Raw genomic sequence first — 26,035 nt, forward strand, 5'->3', positions numbered from 1 at the left:
CCGTCTCGAAGGATGTTGACGCGACGCCCCAACCGATCCGGGGCGGGCGCACCCTTTCCGAGGATACCTGAATGTCCGCAGTCACCGCCCGTCCCGCCGATTCGAGCGCTGTCCTGCCCGACCTGCTGGCGCTCGCCGCCCAGTCGATCGACGCGGCCGAAGGGCTGCTGGCCGCAGCGCGGCAGGGGGTGGAAGGACTGATCTTCCGCAATGGCCGGTTGGACCAGAAGCTGCTGGAGGGCGAGCAGTTTGCCGCCCACGGCTATGCCTGGTACGCCACTTATGTCGAGGCGCTGCGTCAGCTGCTGGGCTGGGCCCGGCGCCTGGACGACGAGGGCAGGCTGGGCGAGCTGGAGGCCCTGATCGTCCAGGCGGGGTTCGGCGAATACCTGGCGCAGATGGCGGGCGGCATCGCCATGAGCCAGGTCGAGGTCGTGCGCCCCACCGACCTGGGCGTGTCCGACAGCGCGCTGCATGCCTTTTACACCCCGGCCGTCGCGACCCTGGTCGCCAAGGGCAACACGGCCCATGTCCGCTCAGGCATCGCGCACCTGGTCGAGGGCGCCCTGGCCGGCGGCAGCTTCGGCGAGACCGGCCTGGACGAGACGCTGTCCCTGGTCCGGGACCAGTTCCGCCGCTTCGCCGACGAGCGGGTGATCCCGCATGCCCATGAATGGCACCTGAAGGACGAGTTCATCCCGATGGAGATCGTCCGCGAGATGGGCGACCTGGGCGTGTTCGGCCTGACGATCCCCGAGGAATATGGCGGCCTGGGCCTGGGCAAGACGTCGATGTGCGTCGTGTCCGAAGAGCTGTCCCGCGGCTATATCGGCGTCGGCTCGCTGGGCACCCGGTCCGAGATCGCGGCCGAGCTGATCCTGAACGGCGGGACGGAAGAGCAGAAGCAGTCCTGGCTGCCGCGCATCGCATCGGCCGAGGTGCTGCCCACCGCCGTCTTCACCGAGCCCAATACCGGCTCCGACCTGGGCAGCCTACGCACGCGCGCGGTCAAGGACGGGGACAGCTGGAAGGTGACGGGCAACAAGACCTGGATCACCCATGCCGCGCGCGCCCATGTCATGACCCTGCTGGCCCGCACCGATGCAAGCGAGCCGGGCTACAAGGGCCTGTCGATGTTCCTGGCCGAGAAGCAGCCGGGTGACGATGCCGAGCCGTTCCCCGACGAGGGCATCTACGGCGGCGAGATCAAGGTCCTGGGCTATCGCGGCATGAAGGAATACACCGTCGGCTTCGACGGTTTCCCGGTCAAGGCCGAGAACCTGCTGGGGGCGGAGCCGGGCCGCGGCTTCAAGCAGCTGATGACGACGTTCGAATCGGCGCGCATCCAGACGGCGGCCCGCGCGGTGGGCGTGGCCCAGGCGGCGCTGGAGATCGGCCTGCGCTATGCGCTGGAGCGGCAGCAGTTCGGCAAGCCGATCTTTGCCTTCCCCCGCGTCCACGGCAAAGTCGCCTGGATGGTGGTGGAGATCATGATCGCCCGCCAGCTGACCTGGTTCTCGGCCCGGGAGAAGGACGCCGGCCGGCGCTGCGACCTGGAAGCCGGCATGGCCAAGCTGCTGGGCGCCCGCGTCGCCTGGGCCTGTGCCGACAATGCCGTGCAGATCCATGGCGGCAACGGCTATGCCGAGGAATACCCGATCAGCCGCGTCCTCTGCGACGCCCGCATCCTCAACGTCTTCGAGGGCGCGGCCGAGATCCAGGCCAACGTGATCGCCAGGCGCCTCCTGGAAGGCGCCAACTGAGGGCGGCTCAGGCCGCGATGCCACGCCGGCGCAGGGCTTCGCGCGCGGCAGTGGCGCCCCAGGGCTCGTCCGGGTCGCGGTCCGCCAGTTCGGCGGCAGTGACCGGCGTCGCGCGCAGCAGCGGAACGGTGCCGAAGGGCAGGCCGTCGATGCTGGCGCCATACGGGCTGAGCAGCATGTGGCGCCAGGGCGCGCAGTCCTGGGGCAGGCCGCAGAAGACCAGGGCGCCGTGCGCCTTCACGTCGCGCGCGACGCGGTAGCCGTCCGCCACCAGGTCGCCGACGCCGATCAGCATGTCCGCCCACAGGGCGACCTGCGCCGGTCCAAGGTCGTGGCCGGAAAACTCCAGCACGACCTCGCACTCCACGCCGTTTTCCGGCTCCACAATGCCGGCCCAGGGCGTCGACAGGCCGTCCGTCGCCAGGATCGTCCGATCGGGGCAGGCGACCTTGAGGATGCGGCGATGCGGGCCGAACCATTTCGTCTGGTTGTGGGCGTTTGCGGCTTCCCGCTCGGCCGCATAGTCCCGCGCCACGTCCCCAAGGGCCGACCAGAAGGCATGGCGAGCCCTCGCCGCCTGGCCATAGGCGGGATGGTCCGGCCCCCGCGGCACGATAGCGGGGTCGAATCGCGTCTCGACCACGATCCGGTTGCGCTGCCAGGGAAAACGGGCGCGCGTCCAGCTGACGGTGACGTGGTTGATGCGGGTGGGCGATGCCGCCTCTAGCCGGTCGACCACGGGTTCCAGCGCGTCCAGTTGCTCCGGCCGGTCCTGGCGCACCACGCCACCGTCGCGGTCGCGGTAGCCGCCCGTGCGGGTCGAATGGGCGGCCTGCATCGTGGTGGCGGTCCAGCGGCCGCTGACGGCCCCCGGCGGCGCCCGGTCGAGCACGGGGCGCAAGTCGCGGGCCGCATCCTCGGGTGAATAGGCTGGCGCGGACGCGGACATCGAACCTCTCTCTCGCAACGCAACGGTCGAGCGGGTTCGCAGGTCAATGTGGCGCCAATGGGGCGAGGCCGGGCGCGGCTGCCTCAGTCCAGCAGGCTGACATGGGCGGCGACGATCACCCAGCGGCCATCCAGCCGGGCCCAGGTCTGGCTCTGGCGGCCGCGGCGGCCTGATTTCGTCCGCACATACTCGGTGTTCGCCACGGCAAAATCCCGGCCAAAGGTCGTGATGCGCGTGTTCTCCAGGCTGCGCGCCAGGTCGGACTGGTCGCGCCCAGCTCGATAGGCGGCGATCGCCGCGTGGCCGTAGAGGTTTTCGGCCGGGCCGAACCGCAGGACGCGGTCGTCGGTCCAGAACAGCGCGTTCAGCGTCGCCGTGTCGTTGCCGACCAGCGCCGCCTCATAGCGGGCGAAGGCGGCCTCCACCTCCGCCTTCACGGCTGGATCGTCGATGGCGCTTTCGCTTGGGGTCACGGGCCTGGCTCCCTGTTGTGTCGCCCACGAATTGTGCAGTGCGGCACAGGGCTGGCGCAATCGTCGGCAGTCGCGTGCGCGGCAGCACCGCGGAGCCTGCGCGCGCTCTCGCAAAGGCCGTGGCACGCTTCCTGCTTCGTCCGGCATGGACGGCCGGTGGGGGGACCCCGGTCGGGATGGAGGGCGGTGTGGCGCGGCTTGCTGAAACCGTGGCGCGGATCGGTGCCCAACCGGGTCCGGTGACACTGACGCTGGGACGTACCGCCCTCCTGATCATCGACATGCAGCGCGACTTCCTGGAGCCCGGGGGCTTTGGCGAGAGCCTGGGCAATGATGTCGGCCTGCTGGCGCCGGCGATCGCGCCCTGCGCTGCGGTGCTGGAGGCGTTCCGCGCCCATGGCCTGCTCGTCCTCCACACGCGCGAGGGGCACCGCCCCGACCTGGCCGATGCGCCGCCGGCCAAGATCGACCGCGGCCCGCCGGGCGCGCGCATTGGCGACCCCGGTCCCATGGGTCGCATCCTGGTCCGCGGCGAGCCGGGCCACGCCATCATCGACGCCCTGGCCCCGATCGCGGGGGAGCCCGTGATCGACAAGCCGGGCAAGGGGGCCTTCTACCAGACCGACCTGGACCTGATCCTGCGCAATCGCGGCATCGACACGCTGCTGGTGTGCGGCGTCACGACCGAGGTCTGCGTCCACACCACGGTGCGCGAGGCGAACGACCGCGGCTATCGCGCCGTGGTCGTGGGCGATGCCTGCGCCAGCTATTTCCCCGAGTTCCACCAGGTCGCCCTGCGCATGGTCGCGGCGCAAGGCGGCGAGCGGGGCGGCATTTTCGGTTGGGTCACCGACTCCGCATCGGTGCTGGCTGCGCTGGCAGCCGGCGGCGCGGCGGCACTGCGGACCCAGGTGGCGTAGCAGGCAGGGGAGTGGCGTTCGGCACGACGGCATCGAACACGACGCGGCACGCGTCCTGGCGGGGGCTAGGGACATGACGACTGCACAGTCAAGGCGTGGCACACCGGTCCTGTGGGCACCGGGCGACTGGAATGCGTTCTTTGGCTTCGGCACCAACATTCTGACCAACATGCTGGTCCTGACCGGCCTGCTGCGCTTCGTGCTGCAGATGCCGGATGACCTGGTGTTCGGGCGGATCCTGCCCGCCGCCGGCCTGATGATGGCGCTGAGCACCGGCTACTACGCCTGGCTGGCCTATCGCCTGGCCAGGCAGACGGGGCGGACCGATGTCTGCGCCCTGCCGTCCGGCATCAGCGTGCCGCACATGTTCATCGTCGTGTTCGTGATCATGCTGCCGATCCTGAATACGACCAAGGACCCGGTGATGGCCTGGGAGGCCGGGCTGACCTGGGTTTTCGTGCAGAGCTTCATCCTAATGATCGGCGGCTTCATCGCCCCCGTGATCCGGCGCATCACGCCGCGCGCCGCCCTGCTGGGCACGCTGGCCGGCGTGTCGATCGCCTTCATCTCCATGCGGCCGGCGCTGGAAATGTTCATGACGCCGGTGATCGGCGTGATCTGCTTCGGCGTGATCCTGGCCGCCTGGTTCGGTGGCCTGCGCTATCCGCGCGGGGTCCCGGCGGGCCTGGTCGCGATCGTCGTCGGCATGGCGATCGCCTGGGCCTCGACCCTGCTCGGCTTCAATTTCGGCGGCCTGACGGTGGAGGGCGTGGGCGCCTCGGTCGCCAGCTTCGGCTTCGCGCTGCCGATCCCGGCCGTCGACCATGTCTTCCACGGCTTCCAGTTCATCGGGGTGATCCTGGTGACCGCGATCCCGTTCGGCATCTATGACCTGGTCGAGGCGATGGACAATGTGGAGAGTGCCGCCGTCGCCGGCGACAGCTTCCCCACGACGCAGGTCCTGACGGCGGATGGCGCGATCAGCCTGGTCGGCTGCCTGATGGGCAATCCGTTCATCAACGCGGTCTATATCGGCCACCCGGGCTGGAAGTCGATGGGCGGACGCATCGGCTATTCGGCGGCGACGGGTGTCATGGTCCTGGTCCTGGCCTGGTTCGGCATCCTGCCCCTGCTGCTGGCGCTGGTGCCGGTGGTCGCGATCTCGCCCATCCTGCTCTATATCGGCATGCTGATTGGCGCACAGGCATTCCAGGAAACGCCGCGCAGTCACGCGCCGGCCATCGTCCTGGCCCTGGTCCCGCACCTGGCGGCGTGGGGCAAGCTGCAGATCGACAATGCGCTGGGGGCGGCGGGCACCAGTGCCGCCCAGGTGGGCCTGGACAAGCTGGCCGCGACCGGCGTGCTCTACCACGGGCTTGAGGTGCTGGGCGGCGGCTCGATCCTGGGCGGGCTGATCCTGGGCGCCATCGCGGTCTTCATCATCGAGCGCGACATGACGCGGGCCGCTGCCTTTGCCCTGGCCGGGGCGGTCCTGACCTTCTTCGGCTTCATGCATGGCGAGTCGATCGGCTTTGGCCATTCGCCCGTCCTGGCCCTGGCCTATGTCATGGTGGCAGGCTTCCTGTTCGCCAGCGGGCGCCTGGCCACCCTGTCGCCCAGGCCGCCGGAAGTCGACCATCACCATGAGCCTTCGATGAAACCGCAGCCGGCCGAATGAGCTTCGATCCCGCACGTCACCTGGACGCCGTTGCACCCGCGCTGGACCTTGTCGTCACCGAGGTCCAGCGTCCCGGCGTCCTCCGCTTCCTGGAAACCGCCAATGCCATGTGGCGCATCGTCGACGGGTATGCGATCCCGGACGACGACGCGACGCTGGCGCCCCGCTTCGTGCCCGGCGATGTGCCGCTGAGCCTCGACCCCCAGGGGGAGGGCACGTGAGCATCGATCCGTTCAGCCCGGCCCATGCCCTGGCGGCCCATATCCGCGACGGGACAGTCACCGCGGCGCAGGTGACGGAGGCGTTCCTGGCTCGGATCGACGCGGTCAATCCCGCGCTCAACGCCTATACCGACGTCGTTGCCGACCGCGCCCGGGCCACCGCCCGCACGGTCGATGACAGGCTGGCGCGGGGGGAGGATGTCGGCCCCCTGGCCGGCGTGCCCTTCGCGGTCAAGAACCTGTACGACATTGCCGGCCTGCCGACGCGCGCGGGTTCGAAGATCAACCGTGAACGCCCCGCCGCCACGCGCGACGCCGTCCTGATCGAGCGGCTGGAGTCGGCGGGTGCCGTCCTGCTGGGCGGCCTCAACATGGGCGAGTTCGCCTATGACTTCACGGGCGAGAACGCGCATGACGGGGCCTGCCGCAATCCGCATGACCCGGCGCACATGGCCGGTGGCTCGTCCTCCGGCTGTGGCGCCGCCACGGGTGGCGGCATGGCGCCGCTGTCGCTGGGCTCGGACACCAATGGCTCGATCCGCGTGCCCTCGGCCTTCTGCGGGATCTTCGGGCTGAAGCCGACCTATGGCCGCCTGACGCGGACACGCACCTATCCGTTCTGCGACAGCCTGGACCATCTGGGCCCGTTCGGGCGCAGCACCGTCGACCTCGCGCTGGCCTATGACGCACTTCAGGGCCCGCCAGAGGGCGACGATGCCTGCGTCGCAACCCCGCTCCAGCCGACCGCCGGTCTGCTGGGCCGTGGGGCAGAGGGGTTGCGCCTGGCGGTCGCCGGCGGCTGGTTCGCGACCGACGGCATGGCGGAGGCGGATGCCGCGATGGCGCAGGCCGCTGCCGCCCTGGGCATCACGCGCACGGTGGAGATTCCGGGCGCCGAGCAGGCCCGCGCCGCCGCCTTCCTGATCACGAACGCGGAGACGGCGGCGTTCCACCTGAACCGGTTGCGCACCCGGGCCGACGACTTCGACCCCGACACGCGCGACCGCTTCCTGGCCGGTGCCACGCTGCCTGCCGCCTGGCTGGCGCGGGCGCAGCGCGTCCGCCACCACGTCCACCGCCAAGTGCTCGAGCTGTTCCGCGATGTCGACGTGATCCTGGCCCCGGCGACACCCATGGTCGCCCCGAAAGTGGGGCAGAAGACCTTCAGCCTGCGCGGGGCCGAGGTGATGGTCCGGGCGATGATGGGCGTCTTCACCCAACCCCTGTCCTGCATTGGCCTGCCCATCGCGGCGGTGCCGATCCCCGTCGCCGGCAGCCGCCTGCCGGTCGGCATCCAGGTGATTGCCGCCCCCTGGCGCGAGGATCTGGTCCTGCGCGTGGCCGCCGCCCTTGAAGCCACGGGCGTGGCCCAGGCACCCGTTCCCCCACTCTGAGTATCCAGGTTCCAGCATGACGACGGCCGTTCTTCCCCCGCTCGACCTTTCGCGGCTGCATGCCGCCTATCGCGACGGGCTTTCCCCCCAGGCCGTGGTGCGCGGCATTTTCGAACGGCTCAGGGTCCTGGCCGATCCCGGCATCTTCCTGCACCTGATGTCGGTCGAGGATGTGCTGGCAGCCGCAGCCGCGCTGGGCCCGTTCGACCCGGTGGCCCAGCCGCTGTGGGGCGTGCCCTTTGCCGTGAAGGACAATATCGACGTCGCGGGCCTGCCCACGACCTGTGCCTGTCCGGACTTCGCCTATGTGCCGTCCGAGCATTCCCCTGCCGTGGCGCGCCTGCTGGCGGCGGGCGGCCTGCTGGTCGGCAAGACCAACCTGGACCAGTTCGCGACCGGCCTGGTTGGCGTGCGTACGCCAGGTGCCGCACCCCGCAACGCGTTGAGTGCGGCCCATGTGCCCGGCGGTTCCAGTTCCGGTTCGGCCGTGGCCGTGGCCCAGGGCCTGGTCAGCCTGGCGCTCGGGACCGACACGGCGGGATCGGGCCGCGTGCCGGCGGCCTTCAACAACATTGTCGGGCTGAAGCCGACCATCGGCCTGGTGCCGACGCGGGGCGTGGTACCGGCCTGCGCCACGCTGGATGTCGTGTCGGTCTTCGCCCAGACCGTGCCGGATGCGTGGGCGGCGTTCCAGGTCATCGCCGGGCCGGATGCCGCGGATCCGGCCTCCCGCACCCTGCCCGGCGGGCCGCCCATGCCTGCGCGGCCGCGCCTGGGCGTGCCGGACCAGGGCAGCCGTCGCTTCTTTGGCGACACCGCGGCAGAGGCGGCCTTCGACGTGCATCTTGGCATCGCCGCCGCCCTGGGGGCGGAACTGGTGCCCGTCGACATGACACCGTTCTTCGAGATTGCGGCGCTGCTGTACCAGGGACCGTGGGTGGCGGAACGCTATGCCGCCCTGCGCCAGGTGGTGGAGCAGCGGCCCCAGATCATGCTGCCGGTCACGCGCGGCATCGTCGAGGGCGCGCGCGCCTTCTCCGCGGCCGATGCCTTCGATGGCCGCTATCGCCTGGCGGAGCTGCGCCGCCAGGGCATGGCCGCGATGGCGGGGCTGGACGCCCTGGTCGTGCCCAGCGCCCCGACCTTTCCCACGGTCGCCGACCTTGCGGCGGACCCGCTGGGACCGAATGCCAGGCTGGGCACCTATACCAACTTCGTGAACCTGCTCGACCTGTCGGCGTTGGCCGTGCCCGGGCCGTTCCGCAGCGATGGCCTGCCGGCCGGGATCACGCTTGTCGGCCCTGCCGGCCACGATGCGACGCTGGCGGACTTCGCCGCCCGCTTCCATGCCGCCGCAGGCGTCGCCCTGGGCGCCACGGGGACGGCGCTGCCGGCGGAGGCGGGCGAGTGGCGGACACCGGCACCGGCGGGCGAGATCGAGATCGTCGTGGTCGGCGCCCACCTCAGCGGCCTGGCCCTGAACCACGAGCTGACGACGCGGGGCGGACGCCTGCTGCGGACCTGTACGACCACGCCGGACTATCGTTTCTATGCGCTGGGCGGCACGCCGGCCCGCCCCGGCATGCTGCGCGTGCCCGACGGCACGGGTGCGGCGATTGCGGGGGAGGTCTGGTCCCTGCCGCCGGCCGGCTTCGGCGCGTTCGTCGCCGGCATCCCGGCGCCGCTGGGCATCGGCACCCTGCGCCTGGCCGATGGCACCCGTCCCAAGGGCTTCCTGGTCGAGGCGGAGGCGGTGCAAGGGGCGGAAGAAATCACGGCCCTGGGTGGCTGGCGCGCCTGGCTGGCCAGCCGATAGGGGCTACTCGGCCGGTTTCGGCGCCAGGTCCGGCTTCTCCCTGTGGCCGCTGACCTCTTCCCCGGCGCCGGCCGGCAAGGCATGGAAGAAGGGCAGCGAGCACAGGGTCAGGACTGCGATCACGATGAAAGCAGGCGCCACGTCCGCCGTGGTCAGCGCCTGGCCCGACCGGTCGCCGATCATCAGGTGCAGCACCAGGGCGGCGACGCCGACGCCGATGCTGATCCCCAATTGCTGCGCCATGCTGGCCAGGCTTGAGGCGCCGCTCATCCGCTCCTGCCCGATATCGGCATAGGTCAGCGTATTCACCGCCGTCATCTGCAGCGAGCGGGAGAAGCCGCCGACGAACAGTGCCACCAGGATCACGACGTGCGGCGTGGTCGGCTGGAACAGGGCATAACCCGCCAGGATGGCGGCCGACGCCCAGGTATTGGCGATCAGCACCCGGCGGAAACCGAAGCGGCGCATGATCGGGGGGGCTGCGAACTTCAGCCCCAGGGCGCCGACAGCGCTGACGAAGGTCAGCATGCCCGCCTCGAACGCGCTGAGGCCGAAGGCCAGCTGGAACAGCATGGCCAGCAGGAAGGGCAGCGCGCCCAGCCCGATCCGCGACAGGTTTCCGCCAAGTGTTGAGATCGCGAAGGTCCGCACGCGGAACAGGCTGAGGTCGACGATCGGATGGGCGGTCCTGCGCGCGTGCCTGGCATAGAGCAGGGCGGCGGCCAGCCCACCGACCAGGAGCGCGGCGACAGCTGCGGGCGGCAGGACGGCGCGGCCCACCGCCTCGAACCCGAAGACCAGCGCCGCGAGGGCAATGCCCGACAGAAAGAATCCCAGCACGTCCAGCGGCGGCCGGCCCGGCTCCTTCAGGTTGGCGATGAAGCGCAGCGCCAGGACGATGCCCAGGATGCCGAACGGCACGTTCATGAAGAAGATCCAGCGCCAAGAGCCATAGGTGACGATGAAGCCACCGATCGGCGGTCCCAGCACGGGCCCCAGCACCGCGGGGATGGTCAGCCAGGTCATCGCCTGGACCAGATTGGCCTTGGGCACCGAGCGCAGGACGACCAGGCGCCCGACGGGCACCATCATGGCGCCGCCCAGGCCCTGCAGGATGCGCGCCATCACAAGCTCGGCCAGCGAATTGGACAGGCCGCATAGCACGGACGCGCCAGTGAAGATCGCGATGGCGCAGGTGAAGACGGTGCGCGCGCCCCAGCGGTCGGCCGCCCAACCGCTGATCGGGATGAACACCGCGACGCTCAGCAGGTAGGAGGTGATCGCCAGGTTGAGGCGGATGGCGTCTGCCCCGATCGACTGCGCGATGGATGGCAGGGCCGTTGCGATCACCGTCGAATCCAGCAACTGCATGAACAGTGCTGACCCGACGATCATCGGCACCAGGATCGGCGCGCGGGTGCGGCCTCTCGGGGGGACTGCTGGACTGGGCGGAGAGGGCGGCATGCGGTGAATGAAACGTCCGGGCTGCTGTCACGGATCCGTCATTGGAACGCGCCCCAGTCATGCGCCCCCGGCCGCCGTTCGTCCAGGCCTGCACGACTTCTCCATCCATCCGACCTCATCCTGAGGAGGCGCGACGCGCCGTCTCGAAGGATGGGCGGCAAGCGCAGGCGGCCCATCCTTCGAGGCCCCTTCGGGGCACCTCAGGATGAGGACGGGAATTTTGAGCTGGCGGGTCTAGAACCCGATGCCGCCGAAATTGCCCGGCGCCTGGTCCAGCACGTTGGGGCCATAGGAATTGACCTCCATCACCGCCAGGCCGCGCTCCGGCATGCCATCGCTGCCGAAGCGGAAGACGCCATCCACCCCGGCAAAGCCCGAGGGTTGCGTCACCTGCGGGGCCGTGAAGCGGTCGGCGCGCGGCTGTGCCCCCAGGGCCGAGGCCAGGGCCACGGCATCATAGGCGGAGCTGACGACGCGCGGCGGCGTATCGCCGAAAGTCCGGCGATAGCGGCTGGCGAAGTCGTTCCAGGCATTGGGCGGGGGGCCGGCGAACCAGGCGCCCTGCATCTGCCGCTCGCCAGCCAGGGCCGGGTCGTCCCACAGGCCGGTGCCCAGCAGGCGGGTCTGGCTGGGATCGAAATTGGTCAGCACGAACAGCGGCAGGATCATGCGCATCTGCGCCGCGCTGGTCGGCACGAACAGCGCATCGAAGCTGGTGGAGGCATCGGCCAGGCGCTGCATCGCCTCCAGCGGCTGGCCGCCGCTGGCATTGAACCGCTCGATCATGGCGACCTGGCCGCCACTGGTGGCGACCGCGTTGCGGAACGCGCCCAGCACCGCGTCGCCATAGTCGCCCGAGGGGATCAGGGCGGCAAAGCGGCGCAGACCCTGGGCCCCGGCATAGCTGATGATCCGGGTCGCCTGCTCCTCCGGCGGGAAACCCAGCAGGTAGACGCCGTTGCCGGCGACGCGCCGGTCGGTCGAGAAGCCAAGCAGCGGCGTGCGCACGGCCCGCGCCACGATCGCCGCGTTGATCACCTGGTCGGCGCCCAGGGGACCAACGATGATGTCGACCTTGCGCGCGGTCAGCGCCCGGGCGGCGCGGGCGGCCCCCTCGTTCGTGGTGCCCGTATCCTCTGGCACCAGGGTCAGCTTGTCGTTCTGGACGTCGAACAGCGCCAGCTGGGCTGCGTTCAGGAGGGCCTGCCCCACCTTGGCATTGTCGCCCGACAGGGGCAGCAGCAGGCCGACCTGGGTCGCCGGGATCTCGATCGGCTTGGGAGCCTCGACCACCGGGGGCGGCGCCACGACGGGCGGCGGCACATAGGCGGGCACCGGCGGCGGCGGTGGCGCGGCACGGGTGGGAGAGGCTAGTCTCTGCTGCCGGGGAGCACAGGACGCAGTGAGCGTCCCGGTCAGACCCAGGGCCAGGACCAGGGTGAATGTCGCGAAAAGCGGACGGAGCAAGGCAGGACGGGTCAGGACGCGCGCCCCGGAGCAGCGGAAACTTCCCCAAACCTAGGAGCAGCGTGGCCGGAAGTAAACCGGGGGAGGGGGATCGGGCGGTGCGACGCGACGCGACGCCCGGGCTGTACGTGGTGGCGACGCCGATCGGCAACGCGCGCGACATCACCATGCGCGCGCTGGACCTGCTGGCCGCGGCGGACGTCATCGCCTGCGAGGATACCCGGGTGACGGCCCGGCTGCTGGCGATCCACGGCATCCAGGTGCCGACGCTGCCCTATCACGAGCACAATGCCGCGGCGATGCGGCCCCGCCTGCTCGAGCGGCTGGCCCAGGGCCAGGTGGTGGCCCTGGTGTCCGACGCGGGCACGCCGCTGATCAGCGATCCCGGCTATCGCCTGGTGCGGGAGGTGGTGGCGGCAGGCCATGCCGTCACCACCCTGCCCGGCGCGTCGTCGGTGATGGCGGCGCTGGCCCTGGCCGCCCTGCCCACCGATCGCTTCCTGTTCGCGGGCTTCCTGCCGAACCGCTCGGCCGCCTGCCGCACGGCATTGGCGGAACTGGCGCCTGTGCGTGCCAGCCTGGTCCTGTTCGAGGCGGCGAACCGCGTCGAGCGCCTGCTGGAGGACGCGCTGGCGGTGCTGGGCGATCGCCAGGCCGCGGTGACGCGCGAACTGACCAAGACGTTCGAGGAGGTGCGCCGCGGCGCCCTGTCGGACCTGCTGGCGTACTATCGCGCCGAGGGGCCGCCGCGCGGCGAAGTGGTCGTGGTGATCGGGCCCGACGAATCGGACGCGCCTGCGGTCGATGCCGCTGGCCTGGATATCGCCCTGGCCGATGCCCTGGCGCGCATGGGGGTGGCGGAGGCCGCGCGCATGGTGGCGGAGGCGACGGGCCTGCCCCGGCGCCAGGTCTACCAGCGGGCGCTGGCGCTGAAGGGCGACGCGGACGGCGACGCGTGAGCGTCGAGCAGCGCCGCCGCCATGCCCGCAACGGGCGCTGGGCCGAGGCAGCGGCGGCCTGGACGCTGCGCCTGCGGGGCTGGCGCATCCTGGCCCGCAACCTCAAGGCCGGCGGCGTGGAGGTCGACATCCTGGCCCGCCGCGGCCGCGTCCTGGCCGTGGTCGAGGTCAAGCTGCGCCCCGACCGGACCGCGGGGCTTGAGGCGGTCGACCCGCGCAAGCGGCAGCGGCTGGAGCGTGCGGCCGCCGCCCTGGGGCGGGACCCGCGCTGGAGCGGGCTGGACGTCCGCTTCGACGTGGTGGTTGTGACACCCTGGGCGTGGCCCCATCATGTCGCCGATGCGTGGCGGGCCTGAGGCAGCGCGCGCGTCCGACCGGCGGCCGAGGATGCGAGCATGGACCCCCACGACACCCCGCGATCCGCGGCGGACCCGCTGAGCCGCGAAGCGGTGGAGCGGGCGCTGGACGCCATGGGCGCTGCCCCGGGTGACCGCATGGACCTGGCCGAGGGTGCCCTGATGCTCGCGGCGCTGGACGGTCCCGAGGCGCCCCTGGCGCGCTACCGCGCGCACCTGGCCGACCTGGTGGCCGATGTCGCCAGCCGCGCCGCCGGCGCCAGCGATGTCGGCGCCTGTGCCGAGGCGATCGCCTCGGTCATGGCGGACCTGCACGGCTATGCCGGTGACGCCGAATCGTACGAGGACCTGCAGAACGCCAACCTGATGCGGGTCATCGACCGGCGGAAGGGCCTGCCCGTGGCGCTGGGCATCCTCTATGCCCATGTCGCACGGGCGCAGGGCTGGGACATGGTGGGCCTGGCTTTCCCCAGCCATTTCCTGGTCCGGCTGGAGGCGCATGGCGGGCGGGCCATCCTGGACCCGTTTGCCCGTGGCCGGGTCCTGGACGTGCGCGACCTGCGGCGCCTGGTCAAGGACATGGGCGGCGACCGCGCCGAACTGGATCCGGGCTTCACCCGGGAAGTCGCCGATCGCGACGTGCTGCTGCGCCTGCAGAACAACATCAAGCTGCGCGCGCTGAAGGCGGACGATGTCGCCCGCGCGGCGCATTGCCTGAGGGCCATGCTGCGCCTTGCCCCGGCCGAGCCCGCGCTGTGGCTGGAACTGGGCGCGGTCGAGGCCCATGCCGGGCAGCTGCAGGCGGCGGGCAGCGCCCTGGACCGCTGCCTTGCGCTGGAGCCCGACTCCCGGCTGCGCCAGCAGGCGGCCATGCTGCAGCAGCAGATCCGGCGCCGCCTGAACTGACGGGTGGGTGTCCGCACTGTTGAAGTTGCGGCGCCCGCCGCCCAAGATCGCCGCCGTCGTTCCAGCGGAAGTTGAAGCACGCCCATGAGCCTTGCCGTCGCGATCCAGATGGATCCCATCGAATCGGTGGACATCCTGGCCGATTCCACGTTCCGCCTGGCGCTGGAGGCGGAAGCACGGGGCCATGCCCTGTTCCACTACCTGCCGCGGGAGCTCAGCCTGCGCCGCGGGCGCCTGATCGCCCGGGCCCGCCCGCTCAACGTGCGCCGGGTCAAGGGCGACCATTTCAGCTTCGGGGCCGAGACGGACCTGGACCTGGCGGCGGTCGACGTCGTCCTGCTGCGCCAGGATCCGCCCTTCGACATGGGCTACATCACTTCCACCCACCTGCTGGAGCATGTCCATCCGCAGACGCTGGTGGTGAACGATCCCGTGCATGTCCGCAACGCGCCGGAGAAGCTGTTCGTCACGCATTTTCCCGAGTTGATGCCGCCCACGCTGATCACCTCGGACCTGCGCGAGATCCAGGCCTTCCGCGACGAGCACAAGGACATCATCATCAAGCCGCTGTTCGGCAATGGCGGCGCTGGCGTGTTCCACCTGAAGCCGGGCGACGACAACCTTGCCTCTCTCCTGGAACTGTTCACCAAGCTCTATCGCGAGCCGATCATCGTTCAGCGCTACCTGCCGGAGGTCCGCGCCGGGGACAAGCGCATCATCCTGGTCGAGGGCAAGGCAGTAGGCGGCGTCAACCGCGTGCCCAAGGAGGGCGAGGCGCGCTCCAACCTGCATGTCGGGGGCAAGGCGACGGCCACGAAGCTGACCACGCGCGAGCAGGAGATCTGCGAGGCGATCGGGCCTGCGCTGCGCGCCCGCGGCCTGGTTTTCGTCGGCATCGACGTGATTGGCGACTACCTGACCGAAATCAACGTGACCTCGCCCACCGGCATCCAGGAACTGGAGCGCTTCGACGGTACCAACGCCGCTGCCCTGATCTGGGACGCGATCGAGACCCGCCGCAGCGAGACCGCTCCGCAGCGCGCGGTCTAGCGGCTCAGAACACGTTCTCCAGGCCCGCGTCCTGCAGCAGGTTGCGCAGGATCGCGCGGCGGGCGGTGCGCTCGGCCTCGTCCGCGCCGGTCATGAACGCGATCAGCCCTTCGCGGGTGATCAGGGCCAGGGCCCGGCGCTGCGCCCGTTCGCGCGACTGTCCCTGTGTCAGGATGCCGGCGGTGCACAGGCGCAGGATGGTGATCGCCCGGTCGATCGGTCCGCCGGCGCTGCGCTCGGCCCGGGGCAGGATGCCGGAGCGCTCGAACAGCAGCAGGTTCAACTGGTCCAGGCGACCCGACAGCTTGTCCTTGTCCTGGTCGTCGAGCTGGCTGGCCAGGACGACCTGCTGCATCGCCACCAGGCGGCGCAGCATGTCCATCGGGTGGCCCTCGTGCACGACCACTTCGCCCTGCGCGTCTGGCCCGGTCAGCAGCGGGCCGACGAAGCCCGCCAGGCGGCGCTTGTTGCCCAGGCCGATGACGTTCGCCTCCAGCGCCAGCAGCTTCTCGGCCCGGTCGAGCGACGACGGGGTGGCCGCCAGGTAGTCGCTGACCACGCCGCTGCCCAGCTGGCGTTCCGAGCGGCCGCGAAAGGCCTCGCGGATCTCGTCCAGCTGGACCAGCGTGCCCTCGACATGGTCGAAGCGGCGATAGAGGGTGCCGAGCGCCGCGATCTCGGCCGCCAGGTTGCCCTTGGTCAGCGGCCGCGTCGTCGCGATCTCGCCCAGGACGCGGCGGGCAAGGGCGGTGCGGGCCGAGATCATCTGCCCTTCGCCGACCAGCTGGTTCAGCATGCGCACGGCGGGCAGGGCATCGGCCGCGGCGAAGCGGCCCAGGTAGAGGTCGGCCACGGCACCCAGCTGGGTCGCCAGATCGGGGGAGGCGCCGACCAGCTCGGTCAGCGCGACGGAGCTTGAGAGCAGTTCGCCCGTGATGACGTCGATGACCTGGAGCAGGAAGCGCCGCGGGCCGGCGGTCACGCCCGGCTCGTCGAGCAGCGCCATCATCGCCTCCAGCTTGCTGCGCCAGGTCTTGAGCGGCGCGAGGTAGCCGCAGACGGCGCAGTTCAGCAGGTAGAGGCGGTTCTGCTCCGCGTCGATCGTCTCGAGAAGGGCAGCGGTGCCACCCTTTTCCAGGATGGGCAGGCGCTTGTGCTTCTTGTCGGTGAACAGGCGGCGCTCGGCCTGGCCGATCAGGTCGTAGAGCTCCTTGGCGCGCTCGGTCACTGGCCGCTTGGTCTGCTGGACCTGCATGATCGCCGTCTTCTGCACGACGTGCTGCAGGACGGTGCCGGTCGCCTGCAGCCGGTCGACATGGTCGGGCACGTGCAGCAGTTCCGTCGGGGTGATCACCCAGCGGTCCAGTTCCTGGCGCAGCAGGATCGCGATCTGTTGCCGGCCATAGAGCGAGTAGAAGTCGTCGACCTTGAAGCAGAAGCGCGAGTCCTCGCGGTTGGGCAGGGGCTTGGCCTTGCTGATCGCGTCCTGCCGTCCTTCCAGCAGGACGGTGCGGCTCTTGAAGCTGGAGCTGACGGGGTCGAAGCTTTCGCGCACGACCTTGACCGCCAGCACGCCATCGCGGCCGACCATCGGCAGGGCGGCATCGACGGCCTCCTCCCGGTCCGGGGCGGTCGCGAAGAACGCCCAGCTTGGCCCCTTGAGCACATGGATCTCGTAGTGATCCTGGTCCCCGCCCGTGCCCATCCCCGTGGGATCCCTTTCCCTTCGACCCAGCGATCCAATCCGGCCTGCGGTCAATGCCGGTCCGACTCTTCCAGGTCGCGTCGACACTGATCGAATCACGCAAGCTGCCCGGCGTCGAGTACCCGTGTCGCGGGTCCTGCCTGTGTGACCGTCCGGCGGCTCCAGCCCATCCTGTTGCCTGACGATGAACGCCCATCATGATACAATTCGTTAAGGCTACTGCCGGTGCGGGCGGAATCCGAAGGGCGGGACGCCTGCCGTGGCGGGGGCCGCCGCAAACGCTGCAACTCGACGTGGAGGGCTCAACGATGGCCATGAGCTACGAGGCGATCCGCAAGCTGGTCAGCCGGTCGGAGCGGCGCGACGGTGCGCTGCACCTGACCTTCCTGTGCCCCGAGACGGGCGCCCATGTGATCGCCAGCGTCGACTTGGACGGCGAGGGGGCGCGGGGCGTGGGTGCTGCCCGCGGGGCCGTGGCCCAGGCCATCCGCTTCGGCACGCGGCGACCCGACCGCAGCGACCAGCCGGGCGCCGGGCTGGAGGACCAGGGTCCGGGCGACGTGGCCGAGCGCGACGCCGTCGTCCGCGCGTTCCGGAAGGTTCATGCCTTCTTCTCCTGGGATCCGGTGGCACAGCGCTGGTCCGCCGCCCGCATCCACGAGGACGCGGGCCCGATGATCCGGCAGTTGCATGCCCATCCGGTGCACAGCGATGCCGAGCAGGAACTGCTGGTGCGCATCCTGGCCGACATCGCCCAGGCCGATGGCAAGGCAGACGCCCAGGAGATGGCCTTCCTGGAGGAGATCGCGGCGGTGGACGATGGGACCGCCCGCCGCCTGGCCGGCCTGGGCCGGCCCAGCCTCAACGACCTGGCGGTCGTCAGTGACGCCGGGACCCGGCGCACGATGCTGATGCTGGCCTGGGCGCTGGCCTTCACGGACGAGGAACTGAAGCCCGGCGAGCGGCAGGAACTGGAATACCTGCGCGGCGGGCTTGGCATCAGTGCCAACCAGGCGGCGGAACTGCGCCAGGCCGCCGCGCGCTTCGTCCTCGACACCGTCGTCGCCAACACACTCGCCAGCGGGCCGGTCCTGGCGTGGGAGATGCGGATGCTGCACGAATCCGCCGATCATCTGGGCCTGCCGGCGGAGGAGGTTGAACTTTCGGTTGCGGCGCACCGCCGCCGGTTCAGCGCCGCGGCCGCCTGATCGGGCGGCTGGGGTGCGTCCGGCGACAGGCCGAATTCCGCAAACTTTCGTCGGAACCTTTCTGCACTCCCTCCCTTAGTGACCGCATCGGTTCTGAGGGCACAAGGAGACAGAAAATGAAGTTCAAGACCTCGATCATGGCCGCGGCCCTGCTCGCCTCCGCCTCGGGCATCGCGCTGGCCGAGAGCACGACGACGGCGCCGGCCGTGGCCCCCGCCCCGGGCGCCGTTGTGACGCCCGCCCCGGCGACGACGGCCGTGACCACCAGCAACGATGACGCAGTCGCGATCCAGACGGCTCCGGTCTCGCTGAGCCAGGCGATCGCCGCGGCGGAAGCCAAGGAGCCCGGCCGCACGGTCGAGGCGGAGTTCGACGCGACCAGCGACGGCCCCCGCTATGACGTGAAGCTGCTGACCGAGAACAAGCTGATCGAGTACACGATCGACGGCACCAACGGGAACATCCTGGACGCGGCTGACCAGATCATCGAGGTGTACTTCACGTCGATGACGCCGGGCGACATCCGCGAGGCCAAGGTCGGCCTGACCGACGCGATCAAGGCGGCCGAGACCCATGCCGGTGGCAAGGCGATCGACGCCGAGGCCAGCAAGATGGATGACGGCCTGCTCTACACCGTGACGGTGGCGGCAGCGGACGGCACCAGCAAGGACATCCTCGTCAACGGCAATGACGGCCGCGTGAAGGAGGACTAAGTCCCCAAGCCTTCCGCTTCCGGTGCCGCCCGCACGGTGGCACCGGCGGCGGGCTGGGGTGGATGCGACCATTCGTGAAGGACGGTGGCGTCCGCCTCGCGCGGGGTTCGCGCCTGGCGCTCCACGGCGAAAGCCGCGGGCGCCAGTCGCGCGAGTGCCCAGACGGCGGCGCCCCGCACCACGGGCGCCGGGTCGTCGAGAAGCGGCAGCAGGGTGGCCGCCAGATGCGGCGCACCCGAATTGCCGATGGCCAAGGCCACGTTGCGCACGAAGCGTACGCGGCCGATCCGCTTTATTGCGTTTTGCGCAAAGACCTGTCGGAAACCGGCGTCGTCCAGCTGGGCCAGGTCGGCCAGCTCGGGCCATTGCAGCTCGATCCGGGGACGCAGCTGCAATTCATGTGAAAGTTGCGCCCACTTGTTCCAGGGACAGGCAGCGAGGCAATCGTCGCAGCCATAGATCCGGTTTCCCATTGACGCCCGGAACTCGGCCGGGATCGGTCCGGAATGCTCGATGGTGAGGTAGGACAGGCAGCGCCGCGCATCCAGTTCATAGGGTGCGGGAAATGCATCCGTGGGGCATGCCGCCAGGCAGGCGCGGCACGATCCGCAATGATCCGCCTCGGCCCCGGTCGGCTCCAGGGCGGCAGCGCTGTAGAGGACCCCCAGGAACAGCCACGAGCCGAAGCCGCGCGAGACCACGTTGGTATGGCGACCCTGCCAGCCCAGGCCCGCCGCCTGGGCCAGCGGCTTTTCCGCAACCGGCGCCGTGTCGACGAAGACCTTCAACTCCGCGCCCGTCGCCTTGCCCAGCCAGCCGGCGAAGCGCTTCAGCCTGCCCTTCACCAGGTCGTGATAGTCGCGCCCCTGGGCATAGACCGAAATCGCGCCGCGCGTCCGATGGGCCAGGACCGCCCGGGGATCCTGGGGCGGCCCGTAGTTCTGGCCGACGACGACGACGGAGCGCACGCCGGGCCACAGTGCGGCCGGACGCCCACGCTGTTCCGCGCGGTCGGCGAGCCAGGCCATGGTGCCGTGGCGCCCTGCGGCCAGGAACGCCTCCAGCCGGGCCGGAACCTCGGCGATCGCATCGGGGGTCGTGATGCCGGCCGCGTCGAAGCCATGGGCCAGGGCCTGGTCGATCACCTGCCGTGTCGTCGGCGGGCGCGCGACCCTCATGGCCGCGCCGCGGCGTCAGAAATCCAGGTCCGCATAGTGGCGCGGGGGGCTGACGCCGCTGACGCTGTCGGCCAGCAGGGGACGGAAGCTGGGCCGCGACTTGACGCGGGCATACCAGTCTTTGGCCGCCTCGTGCCCGTCCCAGCGGACGTCACCGACATAGTCGACGCAGGACAATTGCGTCGCCGCGGCGATGTCGGCCAGGCTGAAGGCATCGCCTGCCAGCCATTTCCGCCGCTCCGTCAGGAAGCCGATATAGTCCAGGTGATAGGCGATATTGTGCAGGCCCGCGCGGATCGCGCCGGACGACGGCGTCCCCAGGCCCATGAAGCGCTTGGTCACCTTCTCCCATACCAGGTTCTGCGTCACCTCGGCGTGGAACTTGAGGTCGAACCAGGCGACAAGGCGGCGCGTCTCGGCCCGCTGGGCGGCGTCGAACCCCAGCAGCGGCCGGTTGGGATAGACCTCGTCCAGATACTCGACGATCGCGGCGCTGTCGGCCAGCACCTCGCCATTCTCGTCGACCAGCACGGGCACCTGGCCGGCGGGGTTCAGGGCCAGGAACTCCTCACGCCGTTCCCAGACCTTCTCGACCTGAAGGTCGAAGTCCAGCCCCTTTTCGGCCAGGACGACCCGGACCTTGCGCGAGAAGGGGGAAAGCGGAATGTGGAACAGAACCCTCATGCGCACCAACGACAGCCAACCCTGGGAATGCTCGGGTGCAGGTGGCGGCCTGGGTCGCCCCCGCTGGCCCAAGAACTAGCACGTTCTCCCGGCGCGGAAAGCCATCGGAATCTGCGAACGTCCCGCGACAGGCCAAACTGGAATGCGCTACAAGTTCGCCCGGAATGTGCCGGCTCGGCCGTCCTGCACGGGCCAGGCATGGAGTTTGAACGACGGGTCCGCGATGCGGGGACCCCAGGGGAAGGAAGGCAAAGGGTGCTGGATCACGCGCGCATGAGCACGCTGGGCGACACGGTCCGCTTTCACGGCGAGACCCGGCCCGACAAGGTGGCATTGCAGTTCGAAGGGCGCCTGACCACCTTTGCCGAGCTGGATCGCCATACCAACCAGGTGGCCAACGCGCTGATCGCGGCCGGCCTGAAGAAGGGCGACCGCATCGCCTATTTCGGCAAGAACAGCGACCATTATTTCGAGACCTGGCTGGGCGCCACCAAGGCGGGCGTGGTCATGGTGCCGGTCGGCTGGCGCCTGGCGCCGCCGGAGGCCGCCTACATCATCGACAATGCCGAGGCACCGATCGTCTTCGTCGGGCCGGAGTTCACGGCCGCCATGCGCGCGGTCGCGGGCGACATGCCCCGGGTCAAGACGTACATCGCGATGGAAGGCGGCGTGCCCGACTGGCCGGCCTATGAGGTCTGGCGCGATGCCCAGCCCGCGACCGACCCCGGCGTGGTCGTCGAGCCGAAGGACGTGGCGATCCAGCTCTATACTTCCGGCACGACCGGCCGGCCCAAGGGCGCGATGCTGAGCCATGCCAACCTGACCTCCAGCCGCAACCGCGAGGGCGAGATGCTGCCCTGGGAGACGTGGGCGGAAGATGACATCAGCCTGATCGCCATGCCGGTCAGCCATATCGGCGGCAGCGGCTGGGGCCTGGCCAGCATCTTCAACGGAGCCAAGGGCGTCGTCGCGCGCGAGTTCAATCCGCTGGCCGTCCTCGACTTCATCGAGCACGACAAGGTCAGCAAGATGTTCATGGTGCCGGCCGCCATGCAGATCGTGCTGCGCGACCCGCGCTCGCGCCAGGTCGACTATTCGCGCCTGAAGTACATGCTTTATGGCGCCTCGCCCATTCCGCTGGAACTGCTGCGCGAGGGGATCGAGGTCTTCAAGTGCGGCTTCGTCCAGGTCTATGGCATGACCGAGACGACGGGCTCCATCGTGGGCCTGCCGCCGGAGGACCACAGCCCGGCCGGCACGCCGCGCATGCGCTCCGCCGGCAAGCCGCTGCCGGGCGTCGAGATCGCGATCCTGGACGAACACGGCAATCGCCTGCCCGCGGGCGAGGTGGGCGAGATCGCCACCCGCTCGAAGAACAACATGGTCGGCTACTGGAAGCTGGAGGAGGCGACGGCCAAGACGATCGACGCGGACGGCTGGCTGCGCACCGGCGATGCCGGCTACATGGACGCGGACGGCTATGTCTATGTCCATGACCGGGTCAAGGACATGATCATCTCCGGCGGCGAGAACGTCTATCCGGCCGAGGTCGAGAGCGCCATCTACGGCCACCCGGCCGTGGCCGAGGTCGCGGTGATCGGCGTGCCGGACGAGAAGTGGGGCGAGGCGGTCAAGGCGATCGTGGTCGCGAAGCCGGGGCAGACGATCGACCCGGACGACATCATCGGCTGGGCCCGCGCCCGCATCGCCGCCTTCAAGAGCCCCAAGTCGGTCGACGTGATCGAGATCCTGCCCCGCAATGCGTCGGGCAAGATCCTGCGCAAGGACCTGCGCGAGCCGTACTGGGCCGGCAAGACCCGCCGCGTGAACTGAGCGCGTCTTTGCCCTTCTTTCCACCCTCATCCTGAGGTGCGGAGCGAAGCGTAGCCTCGAAGGATGGGCAACCGGCGCTACGGCTGCCCATCCTTCGAGGCCCCTGCGGGGCACCTCAGGATGAGGTTGACACTCAGGGGAGGCGCAACTTCCCCGCCAACGCTCTTCCGCGCGCGGTTATGAGCCTCTAGTCTCGCGAGCGCGAAACAAGAGCACCGCGGAGGAGGGACGCATGCCCCAGGTCAAGGCGAACGGCATCACGATCGAGTACGAGAGCTTCGGGGCCGAGACGGCGCCCCCGGTGCTGCTGATCATGGGCTTCTCCGGCCAGATGACGATGTGGCCGGTCGAGCTGTGCCACGAACTGGTGGCCCGCGGCTATCGCGTGATCCGCTTCGACAATCGCGACATCGGCCTCAGCGAGAAGCTGGATGGCATGGGCGTCCCCGACATGGGGAAGATGATGGGCGCGCTGCAGTCCGGCAGCAAGGTCGAGGCTCCCTACCAGCTGGAGGACATGGCCGCCGACGCGGTCGGCCTGCTCACCGCGCTGGGCATCGACAAGGCGCACATCGTCGGCGCCTCCATGGGCGGCATGATCGCCCAGCTGGTGGCAGCCGAGTTCCCCGACCGCGTCCTGTCGCTGACCTCGATCATGTCGACGACCGGCAACCCGGCTTTGCCGCCGGCCAAGCCCGAGGCGATGGGCGCCCTGCTGGCGCCCCGCGCGCCCGATGGCGACTGGGATGCGATCGTGGAGCGCGGGCTGTTGTCCTGGCGCGCGATCCGCAGCCCTGGATTCTTCGATGACGAGGCGCTGGTGCGCGAGAAGATCCTGTCTGACGCCAGGCGCTCGTACCAGGCGGGTGGCGTGGTGCGCCAGATGGCGGCGATTTGGGCCAATGGCGACCGCCGGCCCAAGCTGGCCCGCATCACCGCGCCGACCGTCGTCCTGCATGGCGGTGACGATCCCCTGGTCCCGGTCGAGGGCGGCAAGGACACGGCCGCCAACATCGCCGGCGCCGAGCTGCGCATCATCCCCGGCATGGCGCATGACTTCCCGCTGAAGCTGGTCGGCGTCTTTGCCGACGCAGTCGACGCCGCGGTCGCCAAGTCCCGGACCGCGAAGGCGGCGGAGTAGGCGCGCGTTTCGAACCGAAGGCATAAACCACCTCATCCTGAGGAGGCCCGCAGGGCCGTCTCGAAGGGATGGGCCGCCGGTGCTGCGGCTGCCCATCCTTCGAGGTTCGCTGCGCTCGCACCTCAGGATGAGGTGGTTCTTCGGAGCGACCGAACCGCTAACCCAGCACCTTCACATGCGGCGCCAGCATGGCCTGTTCGGCTTCGGTGAAGCCGGCGATGCGGCGGGCTGCCAGGTCCAGGATGGCGACGACCGCCTCGCCCGCGCCGATCACGTCGCCGTGGCGCGCGTCGAACAGGAAGTGGTTGAAGCGCAGCGTCTTGCCCATCACCTCGACCAGTGCGCTGCGCCCGGCGAGCAGGTCGCCCGCGCGAACCGGCCGCACATAGCTGAAGCGCGATTCGAGGACGATGCTGCCGCGCCCCTGGTCCAGCATCTGGGCCCGGCCCAGGCCCAGCGAGTCCCACAGGTGGGGCACCCCGTCCGAGATTCGGGAGACGACATGCTGCGGCGCCATCGTGCCGTCGGCCAGGCAGTGCCAAGGCTGGACCCAGCCCCGGTGGATCGGCGCCAGGCCCAGCGCCACGGCACGCTCCAGCCTCAGCGTGGCAAGCGTCCCCTCCAGCGTCACGCTGCGCGGCGCGGCAGCGGCGGGCAGCGTGCTCGTCAGGGCGGCGGCGCGCTCGCGTTCCGCCTCGTTCCAGGCGACGAAGGCGCCGCCCTCGTAGTCCCAATGGCCGTCCAGCGCCACAAAGCTGGCCACCACCTCGTCCCCGCGGACGATCTCATGATGGCTGACGAGGCCGCGTTCGCGCATCTCGACCACACGGCTGCGCGTCCAGGTGATGTCGCCGACACGCAGTTCCTTCAGGTAGCGCCCATGATGCGCCAGGGCGACCAGTCCCCGCCGGCGGTCGATCGCGGGGTGTCCCACCCCGATCTCATGGGCCAAGGCAGCCGTCGCCTCGCTGATCCGCGCTGTATAGAACTGCACGTTGAGGTGGGCGTTCTCGTCGCACTCCCACGCCTGGACGCCTCCCCGTCCGGTTTCGATCGTCTCAAAGGCCATCCTGTCGCCACCTGTCCCTTCGCATCCGTGCCCGCTTCATGCCGCGCATGGGATCGCGACGCAAATCTGGAATAGACTTCCGCCGTCACGAAATCGGACCCGCGGGGAAGCGGGCCGGCGAACGGGAGGGCACGACATGTCGGAAGGCTTGCGGGACAAGGTGATCGTGGTGACGGGCGGCGGACGTGGCATCGGGCGCGACATCGCCCTGACCGCCGCGGCAGAGGGCGCGCGCGTCGTTGTGAACGACACCGGTGCCGGCCTGGACGGGGCGCCGGGCGATGCGGCCTGCGCGCAATCCGTGGTCGACGAGATCAAGGCCGCGGGAGGCCACGCCATTGCCGACACCCACTCCGTCGCCGAACCGGGCGAGGCGGAGGCGATCATCGCCGGCGCGGTGCAGGCCTTTGGCCGGGTCGACGGGGTCGTCAACAATGCGGGCATCCTGCGCGACCGCATGTTCTGGAAGATGAGCTTCAACGACTTCGACGCGGTGATGAAGGTGCACCTCTATGGCGCCTTCAACGTCAGCCGCGCCGCGGCCCAGCATTTCCGGGAACAGCAGTCGGGCGCCTTCGTCCACATCACCTCGACCTCCGGGCTCGTCGGCAATGTGGGCCAGGCGAACTATGCGGCGGCGAAGCTGGGGCTGGTCGGCCTGTCGCGCTCGATTGCGACCGACATGGCGCGCGCCGGCATCCGCTCCAACGCCATCGCGCCCTTTGCCATGACGCGCATGGTGCTGTCGATTCCCGGCCTGGACACGCCGGAATTCCGCGAGAAGAACAAGGAGATGGCGCCGGCCAAGATCGCGCCGCTGGCGGCCTTCCTGCTGGGCGACGACGCGCGCGAGGTTTCGGGCCAGGTCTTTGCCGTGCGCGGCAACGAGATTTCGGTGATGAGCCAGTCCCGGCCCCTCAAGACCGTGCACGACGCCCGCGGCTGGACGCAGGAGACGCTGGCCAACCGCTTCCTGCCCAATGTGAAGAGCACGCTCTATTCGCTGGAAACGACCAACGAGGTCTTTGCCGGCGAGGTGATCTGAGGGGGCGTCACCATCCGCGCATGATGCTTCGAGACGGCCTTCG

The 26,035-nt window shown here is 70.0% G+C and carries 23 protein-coding genes; 15 read left to right on the forward strand and 8 right to left on the reverse strand.

Features of this window, described 5'->3' with window-relative positions; genetic code table 11:
• Window positions 1-71: 71 nt before the first annotated feature.
• Window positions 72-1,763, forward strand: a complete 1,692-nt coding sequence (locus tag ACI6GS_RS10725) for an acyl-CoA dehydrogenase family protein (RefSeq protein WP_439817790.1) — start codon at window positions 72-74, stop codon at window positions 1,761-1,763.
• A 7-nt stretch (window positions 1,764-1,770) separates the two neighbouring features.
• Here ACI6GS_RS10725 and ACI6GS_RS10730 read toward each other — a convergent pair whose 3' ends face one another.
• A complete protein-coding gene (locus ACI6GS_RS10730) occupies window positions 1,771-2,712 on the reverse strand; it encodes a hypothetical protein (protein ID WP_439817791.1) in 942 nt (313 codons plus the stop codon).
• Window positions 2,713-2,795: 83 nt separating this feature from the next.
• On the reverse strand, window positions 2,796-3,185 hold the full coding sequence (gene hpxZ / locus ACI6GS_RS10735) for an oxalurate catabolism protein HpxZ (RefSeq protein WP_439817792.1): 390 nt from the start codon (window positions 3,183-3,185) through the stop codon (window positions 2,796-2,798).
• Window positions 3,186-3,373: 188 nt separating this feature from the next.
• Between hpxZ and ACI6GS_RS10740 the strand changes: the two genes are divergently transcribed.
• The 5 genes from ACI6GS_RS10740 to atzF all read left to right on the forward strand — a co-directional run bounded on the left by ACI6GS_RS10740 (window position 3,374) and on the right by atzF (window position 9,214).
• A complete protein-coding gene (locus tag ACI6GS_RS10740; protein WP_439817793.1) occupies window positions 3,374-4,105 on the forward strand; it encodes a cysteine hydrolase family protein in 732 nt (243 codons plus the stop codon).
• 73 nt (window positions 4,106-4,178) lie between these two features.
• Window positions 4,179-5,783, forward strand: coding sequence for a hypothetical protein (locus ACI6GS_RS10745; protein WP_439817794.1), 1,605 nt, complete (start codon window positions 4,179-4,181; stop codon window positions 5,781-5,783).
• Complete coding sequence (locus ACI6GS_RS10750) at window positions 5,780-6,004, forward strand: DUF4089 domain-containing protein (protein WP_439817795.1); 225 nt, start codon at window positions 5,780-5,782, stop codon at window positions 6,002-6,004. Before ACI6GS_RS10745 ends, ACI6GS_RS10750 begins: the two co-directional genes overlap by 4 nt.
• Entirely contained in the window at window positions 6,001-7,398 is a 1,398-nt protein-coding gene (locus ACI6GS_RS10755) for an AtzE family amidohydrolase (protein WP_439817796.1), read from the forward strand. The genes ACI6GS_RS10750 and ACI6GS_RS10755 overlap by 4 nt, the downstream gene beginning before the upstream one ends.
• Before the next feature lie 16 nt (window positions 7,399-7,414).
• On the forward strand, window positions 7,415-9,214 hold the full coding sequence (atzF, locus tag ACI6GS_RS10760) for an allophanate hydrolase (protein WP_439817797.1): 1,800 nt from the start codon (window positions 7,415-7,417) through the stop codon (window positions 9,212-9,214).
• Window positions 9,215-9,217: 3 nt separating this feature from the next.
• On the opposite strand, the gene ACI6GS_RS10765 is transcribed toward atzF, so the two are convergent.
• On the reverse strand, window positions 9,218-10,609 hold the full coding sequence (locus ACI6GS_RS10765) for a DHA2 family efflux MFS transporter permease subunit (RefSeq protein ID WP_439817954.1): 1,392 nt from the start codon (window positions 10,607-10,609) through the stop codon (window positions 9,218-9,220).
• Between the two features lie 303 nt (window positions 10,610-10,912).
• Window positions 10,913-12,013, reverse strand: coding sequence for a penicillin-binding protein activator (locus tag ACI6GS_RS10770; protein WP_439817798.1), 1,101 nt, complete (start codon window positions 12,011-12,013; stop codon window positions 10,913-10,915).
• A 230-nt stretch (window positions 12,014-12,243) separates the two neighbouring features.
• On the opposite strand from ACI6GS_RS10770, the gene rsmI reads away from it, so the two are divergent.
• The 4 genes from rsmI (at window position 12,244) to gshB (ending at window position 15,416) form a co-directional block, all read left to right on the forward strand.
• On the forward strand, window positions 12,244-13,104 hold the full coding sequence (rsmI, locus tag ACI6GS_RS10775; protein ID WP_439817799.1) for a 16S rRNA (cytidine(1402)-2'-O)-methyltransferase: 861 nt from the start codon (window positions 12,244-12,246) through the stop codon (window positions 13,102-13,104).
• Window positions 13,101-13,460 carry a YraN family protein gene (locus tag ACI6GS_RS10780; RefSeq protein WP_439817800.1) on the forward strand — a complete coding sequence of 120 codons (360 nt, stop codon included), beginning with the start codon at window positions 13,101-13,103 and terminating at the stop codon, window positions 13,458-13,460. Before rsmI ends, ACI6GS_RS10780 begins: the two co-directional genes overlap by 4 nt.
• Window positions 13,461-13,499: 39 nt before the next feature.
• Complete coding sequence (locus tag ACI6GS_RS10785) at window positions 13,500-14,366, forward strand: SirB1 family protein (protein ID WP_439817801.1); 867 nt, start codon at window positions 13,500-13,502, stop codon at window positions 14,364-14,366.
• 84 nt (window positions 14,367-14,450) lie between these two features.
• Window positions 14,451-15,416 (forward strand): glutathione synthase, encoded by a 966-nt coding sequence (gene gshB / locus ACI6GS_RS10790; protein WP_439817802.1) that lies wholly within the window; start codon window positions 14,451-14,453, stop codon window positions 15,414-15,416.
• Between the two features lie 4 nt (window positions 15,417-15,420).
• Here gshB and ACI6GS_RS10795 read toward each other — a convergent pair whose 3' ends face one another.
• On the reverse strand, window positions 15,421-17,121 hold the full coding sequence (locus ACI6GS_RS10795; protein ID WP_439817803.1) for a hypothetical protein: 1,701 nt from the start codon (window positions 17,119-17,121) through the stop codon (window positions 15,421-15,423).
• Between the two features lie 308 nt (window positions 17,122-17,429).
• On the opposite strand from ACI6GS_RS10795, the gene ACI6GS_RS10800 reads away from it, so the two are divergent.
• Both ACI6GS_RS10800 and ACI6GS_RS10805 read left to right on the forward strand, forming a co-directional pair.
• Window positions 17,430-18,329, forward strand: a complete 900-nt coding sequence (locus ACI6GS_RS10800; RefSeq protein WP_439817804.1) for a hypothetical protein — start codon at window positions 17,430-17,432, stop codon at window positions 18,327-18,329.
• Between the two features lie 116 nt (window positions 18,330-18,445).
• The gene (locus ACI6GS_RS10805; RefSeq protein WP_439817805.1) at window positions 18,446-19,042 is read left to right on the forward strand and encodes a PepSY domain-containing protein; all 597 of its coding nucleotides are present in this window, start codon (window positions 18,446-18,448) and stop codon (window positions 19,040-19,042) included.
• Here the strand turns inward: ACI6GS_RS10805 and queG are convergent.
• Together queG and ACI6GS_RS10815 are read right to left on the reverse strand one after the other, a co-directional pair.
• A complete protein-coding gene (gene queG / locus ACI6GS_RS10810; protein WP_439817806.1) occupies window positions 19,039-20,220 on the reverse strand; it encodes a tRNA epoxyqueuosine(34) reductase QueG in 1,182 nt (393 codons plus the stop codon). The genes ACI6GS_RS10805 and queG overlap by 4 nt on opposite strands.
• A gap of 15 nt (window positions 20,221-20,235) precedes the next feature.
• Window positions 20,236-20,904: a glutathione S-transferase family protein gene (locus tag ACI6GS_RS10815; protein ID WP_439817807.1), complete on the reverse strand. Its 669-nt coding sequence runs from the start codon at window positions 20,902-20,904 to the stop codon at window positions 20,236-20,238.
• Between the two features lie 273 nt (window positions 20,905-21,177).
• On the opposite strand from ACI6GS_RS10815, the gene ACI6GS_RS10820 reads away from it, so the two are divergent.
• Together ACI6GS_RS10820 and ACI6GS_RS10825 are read left to right on the forward strand one after the other, a co-directional pair.
• The gene (locus ACI6GS_RS10820) at window positions 21,178-22,737 is read left to right on the forward strand and encodes a fatty acid--CoA ligase (RefSeq protein WP_439817808.1); all 1,560 of its coding nucleotides are present in this window, start codon (window positions 21,178-21,180) and stop codon (window positions 22,735-22,737) included.
• Between the two features lie 232 nt (window positions 22,738-22,969).
• Entirely contained in the window at window positions 22,970-23,878 is a 909-nt protein-coding gene (locus tag ACI6GS_RS10825; RefSeq protein WP_439817809.1) for an alpha/beta fold hydrolase, read from the forward strand.
• Between the two features lie 157 nt (window positions 23,879-24,035).
• Here the strand turns inward: ACI6GS_RS10825 and ACI6GS_RS10830 are convergent, their stop codons facing one another.
• Window positions 24,036-24,947 (reverse strand): thioesterase family protein, encoded by a 912-nt coding sequence (locus ACI6GS_RS10830; RefSeq protein ID WP_439817810.1) that lies wholly within the window; start codon window positions 24,945-24,947, stop codon window positions 24,036-24,038.
• Between the two features lie 136 nt (window positions 24,948-25,083).
• On the opposite strand from ACI6GS_RS10830, the gene ACI6GS_RS10835 reads away from it, so the two are divergent.
• Window positions 25,084-25,992 carry an SDR family NAD(P)-dependent oxidoreductase gene (locus ACI6GS_RS10835; RefSeq protein ID WP_439817811.1) on the forward strand — a complete coding sequence of 303 codons (909 nt, stop codon included), beginning with the start codon at window positions 25,084-25,086 and terminating at the stop codon, window positions 25,990-25,992.
• Window positions 25,993-26,035 lie beyond the last annotated feature (43 nt).

It is taken from the genome of Zavarzinia sp. CC-PAN008, assembly GCF_051903925.1.
Taxonomy (GTDB): Bacteria; Pseudomonadota; Alphaproteobacteria; order Zavarziniales; family Zavarziniaceae.

Bases quoted from the DNA above. Each gene is read 5' to 3' on its own strand.
- atzF (WP_439817797.1), top strand. From the start codon at position 7,415: ATGACGACGGCCGTTCTTCCCCCGCTCGACCTTTCGCGGCTGCATGCC.
- ACI6GS_RS10725 (WP_439817790.1), top strand. From the start codon at position 72: ATGTCCGCAGTCACCGCCCGTCCCGCCGATTCGAGCGCTGTCCTGCCC.
- ACI6GS_RS10805 (WP_439817805.1), top strand. From the start codon at position 18,446: ATGAAGTTCAAGACCTCGATCATGGCCGCGGCCCTGCTCGCCTCCGCC.
- ACI6GS_RS10765 (WP_439817954.1), bottom strand. From the start codon at position 10,609: ATGATCGTCGGGTCAGCACTGTTCATGCAGTTGCTGGATTCGACGGTG.
- ACI6GS_RS10835 (WP_439817811.1), top strand. From the start codon at position 25,084: ATGTCGGAAGGCTTGCGGGACAAGGTGATCGTGGTGACGGGCGGCGGA.
- gshB (WP_439817802.1), top strand. From the start codon at position 14,451: ATGAGCCTTGCCGTCGCGATCCAGATGGATCCCATCGAATCGGTGGAC.
- ACI6GS_RS10815 (WP_439817807.1), bottom strand. From the start codon at position 20,904: ATGAGGGTTCTGTTCCACATTCCGCTTTCCCCCTTCTCGCGCAAGGTC.
- ACI6GS_RS10795 (WP_439817803.1), bottom strand. From the start codon at position 17,121: ATGGGCACGGGCGGGGACCAGGATCACTACGAGATCCATGTGCTCAAG.
- ACI6GS_RS10730 (WP_439817791.1), bottom strand. From the start codon at position 2,712: ATGTCCGCGTCCGCGCCAGCCTATTCACCCGAGGATGCGGCCCGCGAC.
- ACI6GS_RS10825 (WP_439817809.1), top strand. From the start codon at position 22,970: ATGCCCCAGGTCAAGGCGAACGGCATCACGATCGAGTACGAGAGCTTC.
- ACI6GS_RS10750 (WP_439817795.1), top strand. From the start codon at position 5,780: ATGAGCTTCGATCCCGCACGTCACCTGGACGCCGTTGCACCCGCGCTG.
- ACI6GS_RS10820 (WP_439817808.1), top strand. From the start codon at position 21,178: ATGAGCACGCTGGGCGACACGGTCCGCTTTCACGGCGAGACCCGGCCC.
- queG (WP_439817806.1), bottom strand. From the start codon at position 20,220: ATGAGGGTCGCGCGCCCGCCGACGACACGGCAGGTGATCGACCAGGCC.
- ACI6GS_RS10830 (WP_439817810.1), bottom strand. From the start codon at position 24,947: ATGGCCTTTGAGACGATCGAAACCGGACGGGGAGGCGTCCAGGCGTGG.
- ACI6GS_RS10785 (WP_439817801.1), top strand. From the start codon at position 13,500: ATGGACCCCCACGACACCCCGCGATCCGCGGCGGACCCGCTGAGCCGC.
- ACI6GS_RS10800 (WP_439817804.1), top strand. From the start codon at position 17,430: ATGGCCATGAGCTACGAGGCGATCCGCAAGCTGGTCAGCCGGTCGGAG.
- ACI6GS_RS10745 (WP_439817794.1), top strand. From the start codon at position 4,179: ATGACGACTGCACAGTCAAGGCGTGGCACACCGGTCCTGTGGGCACCG.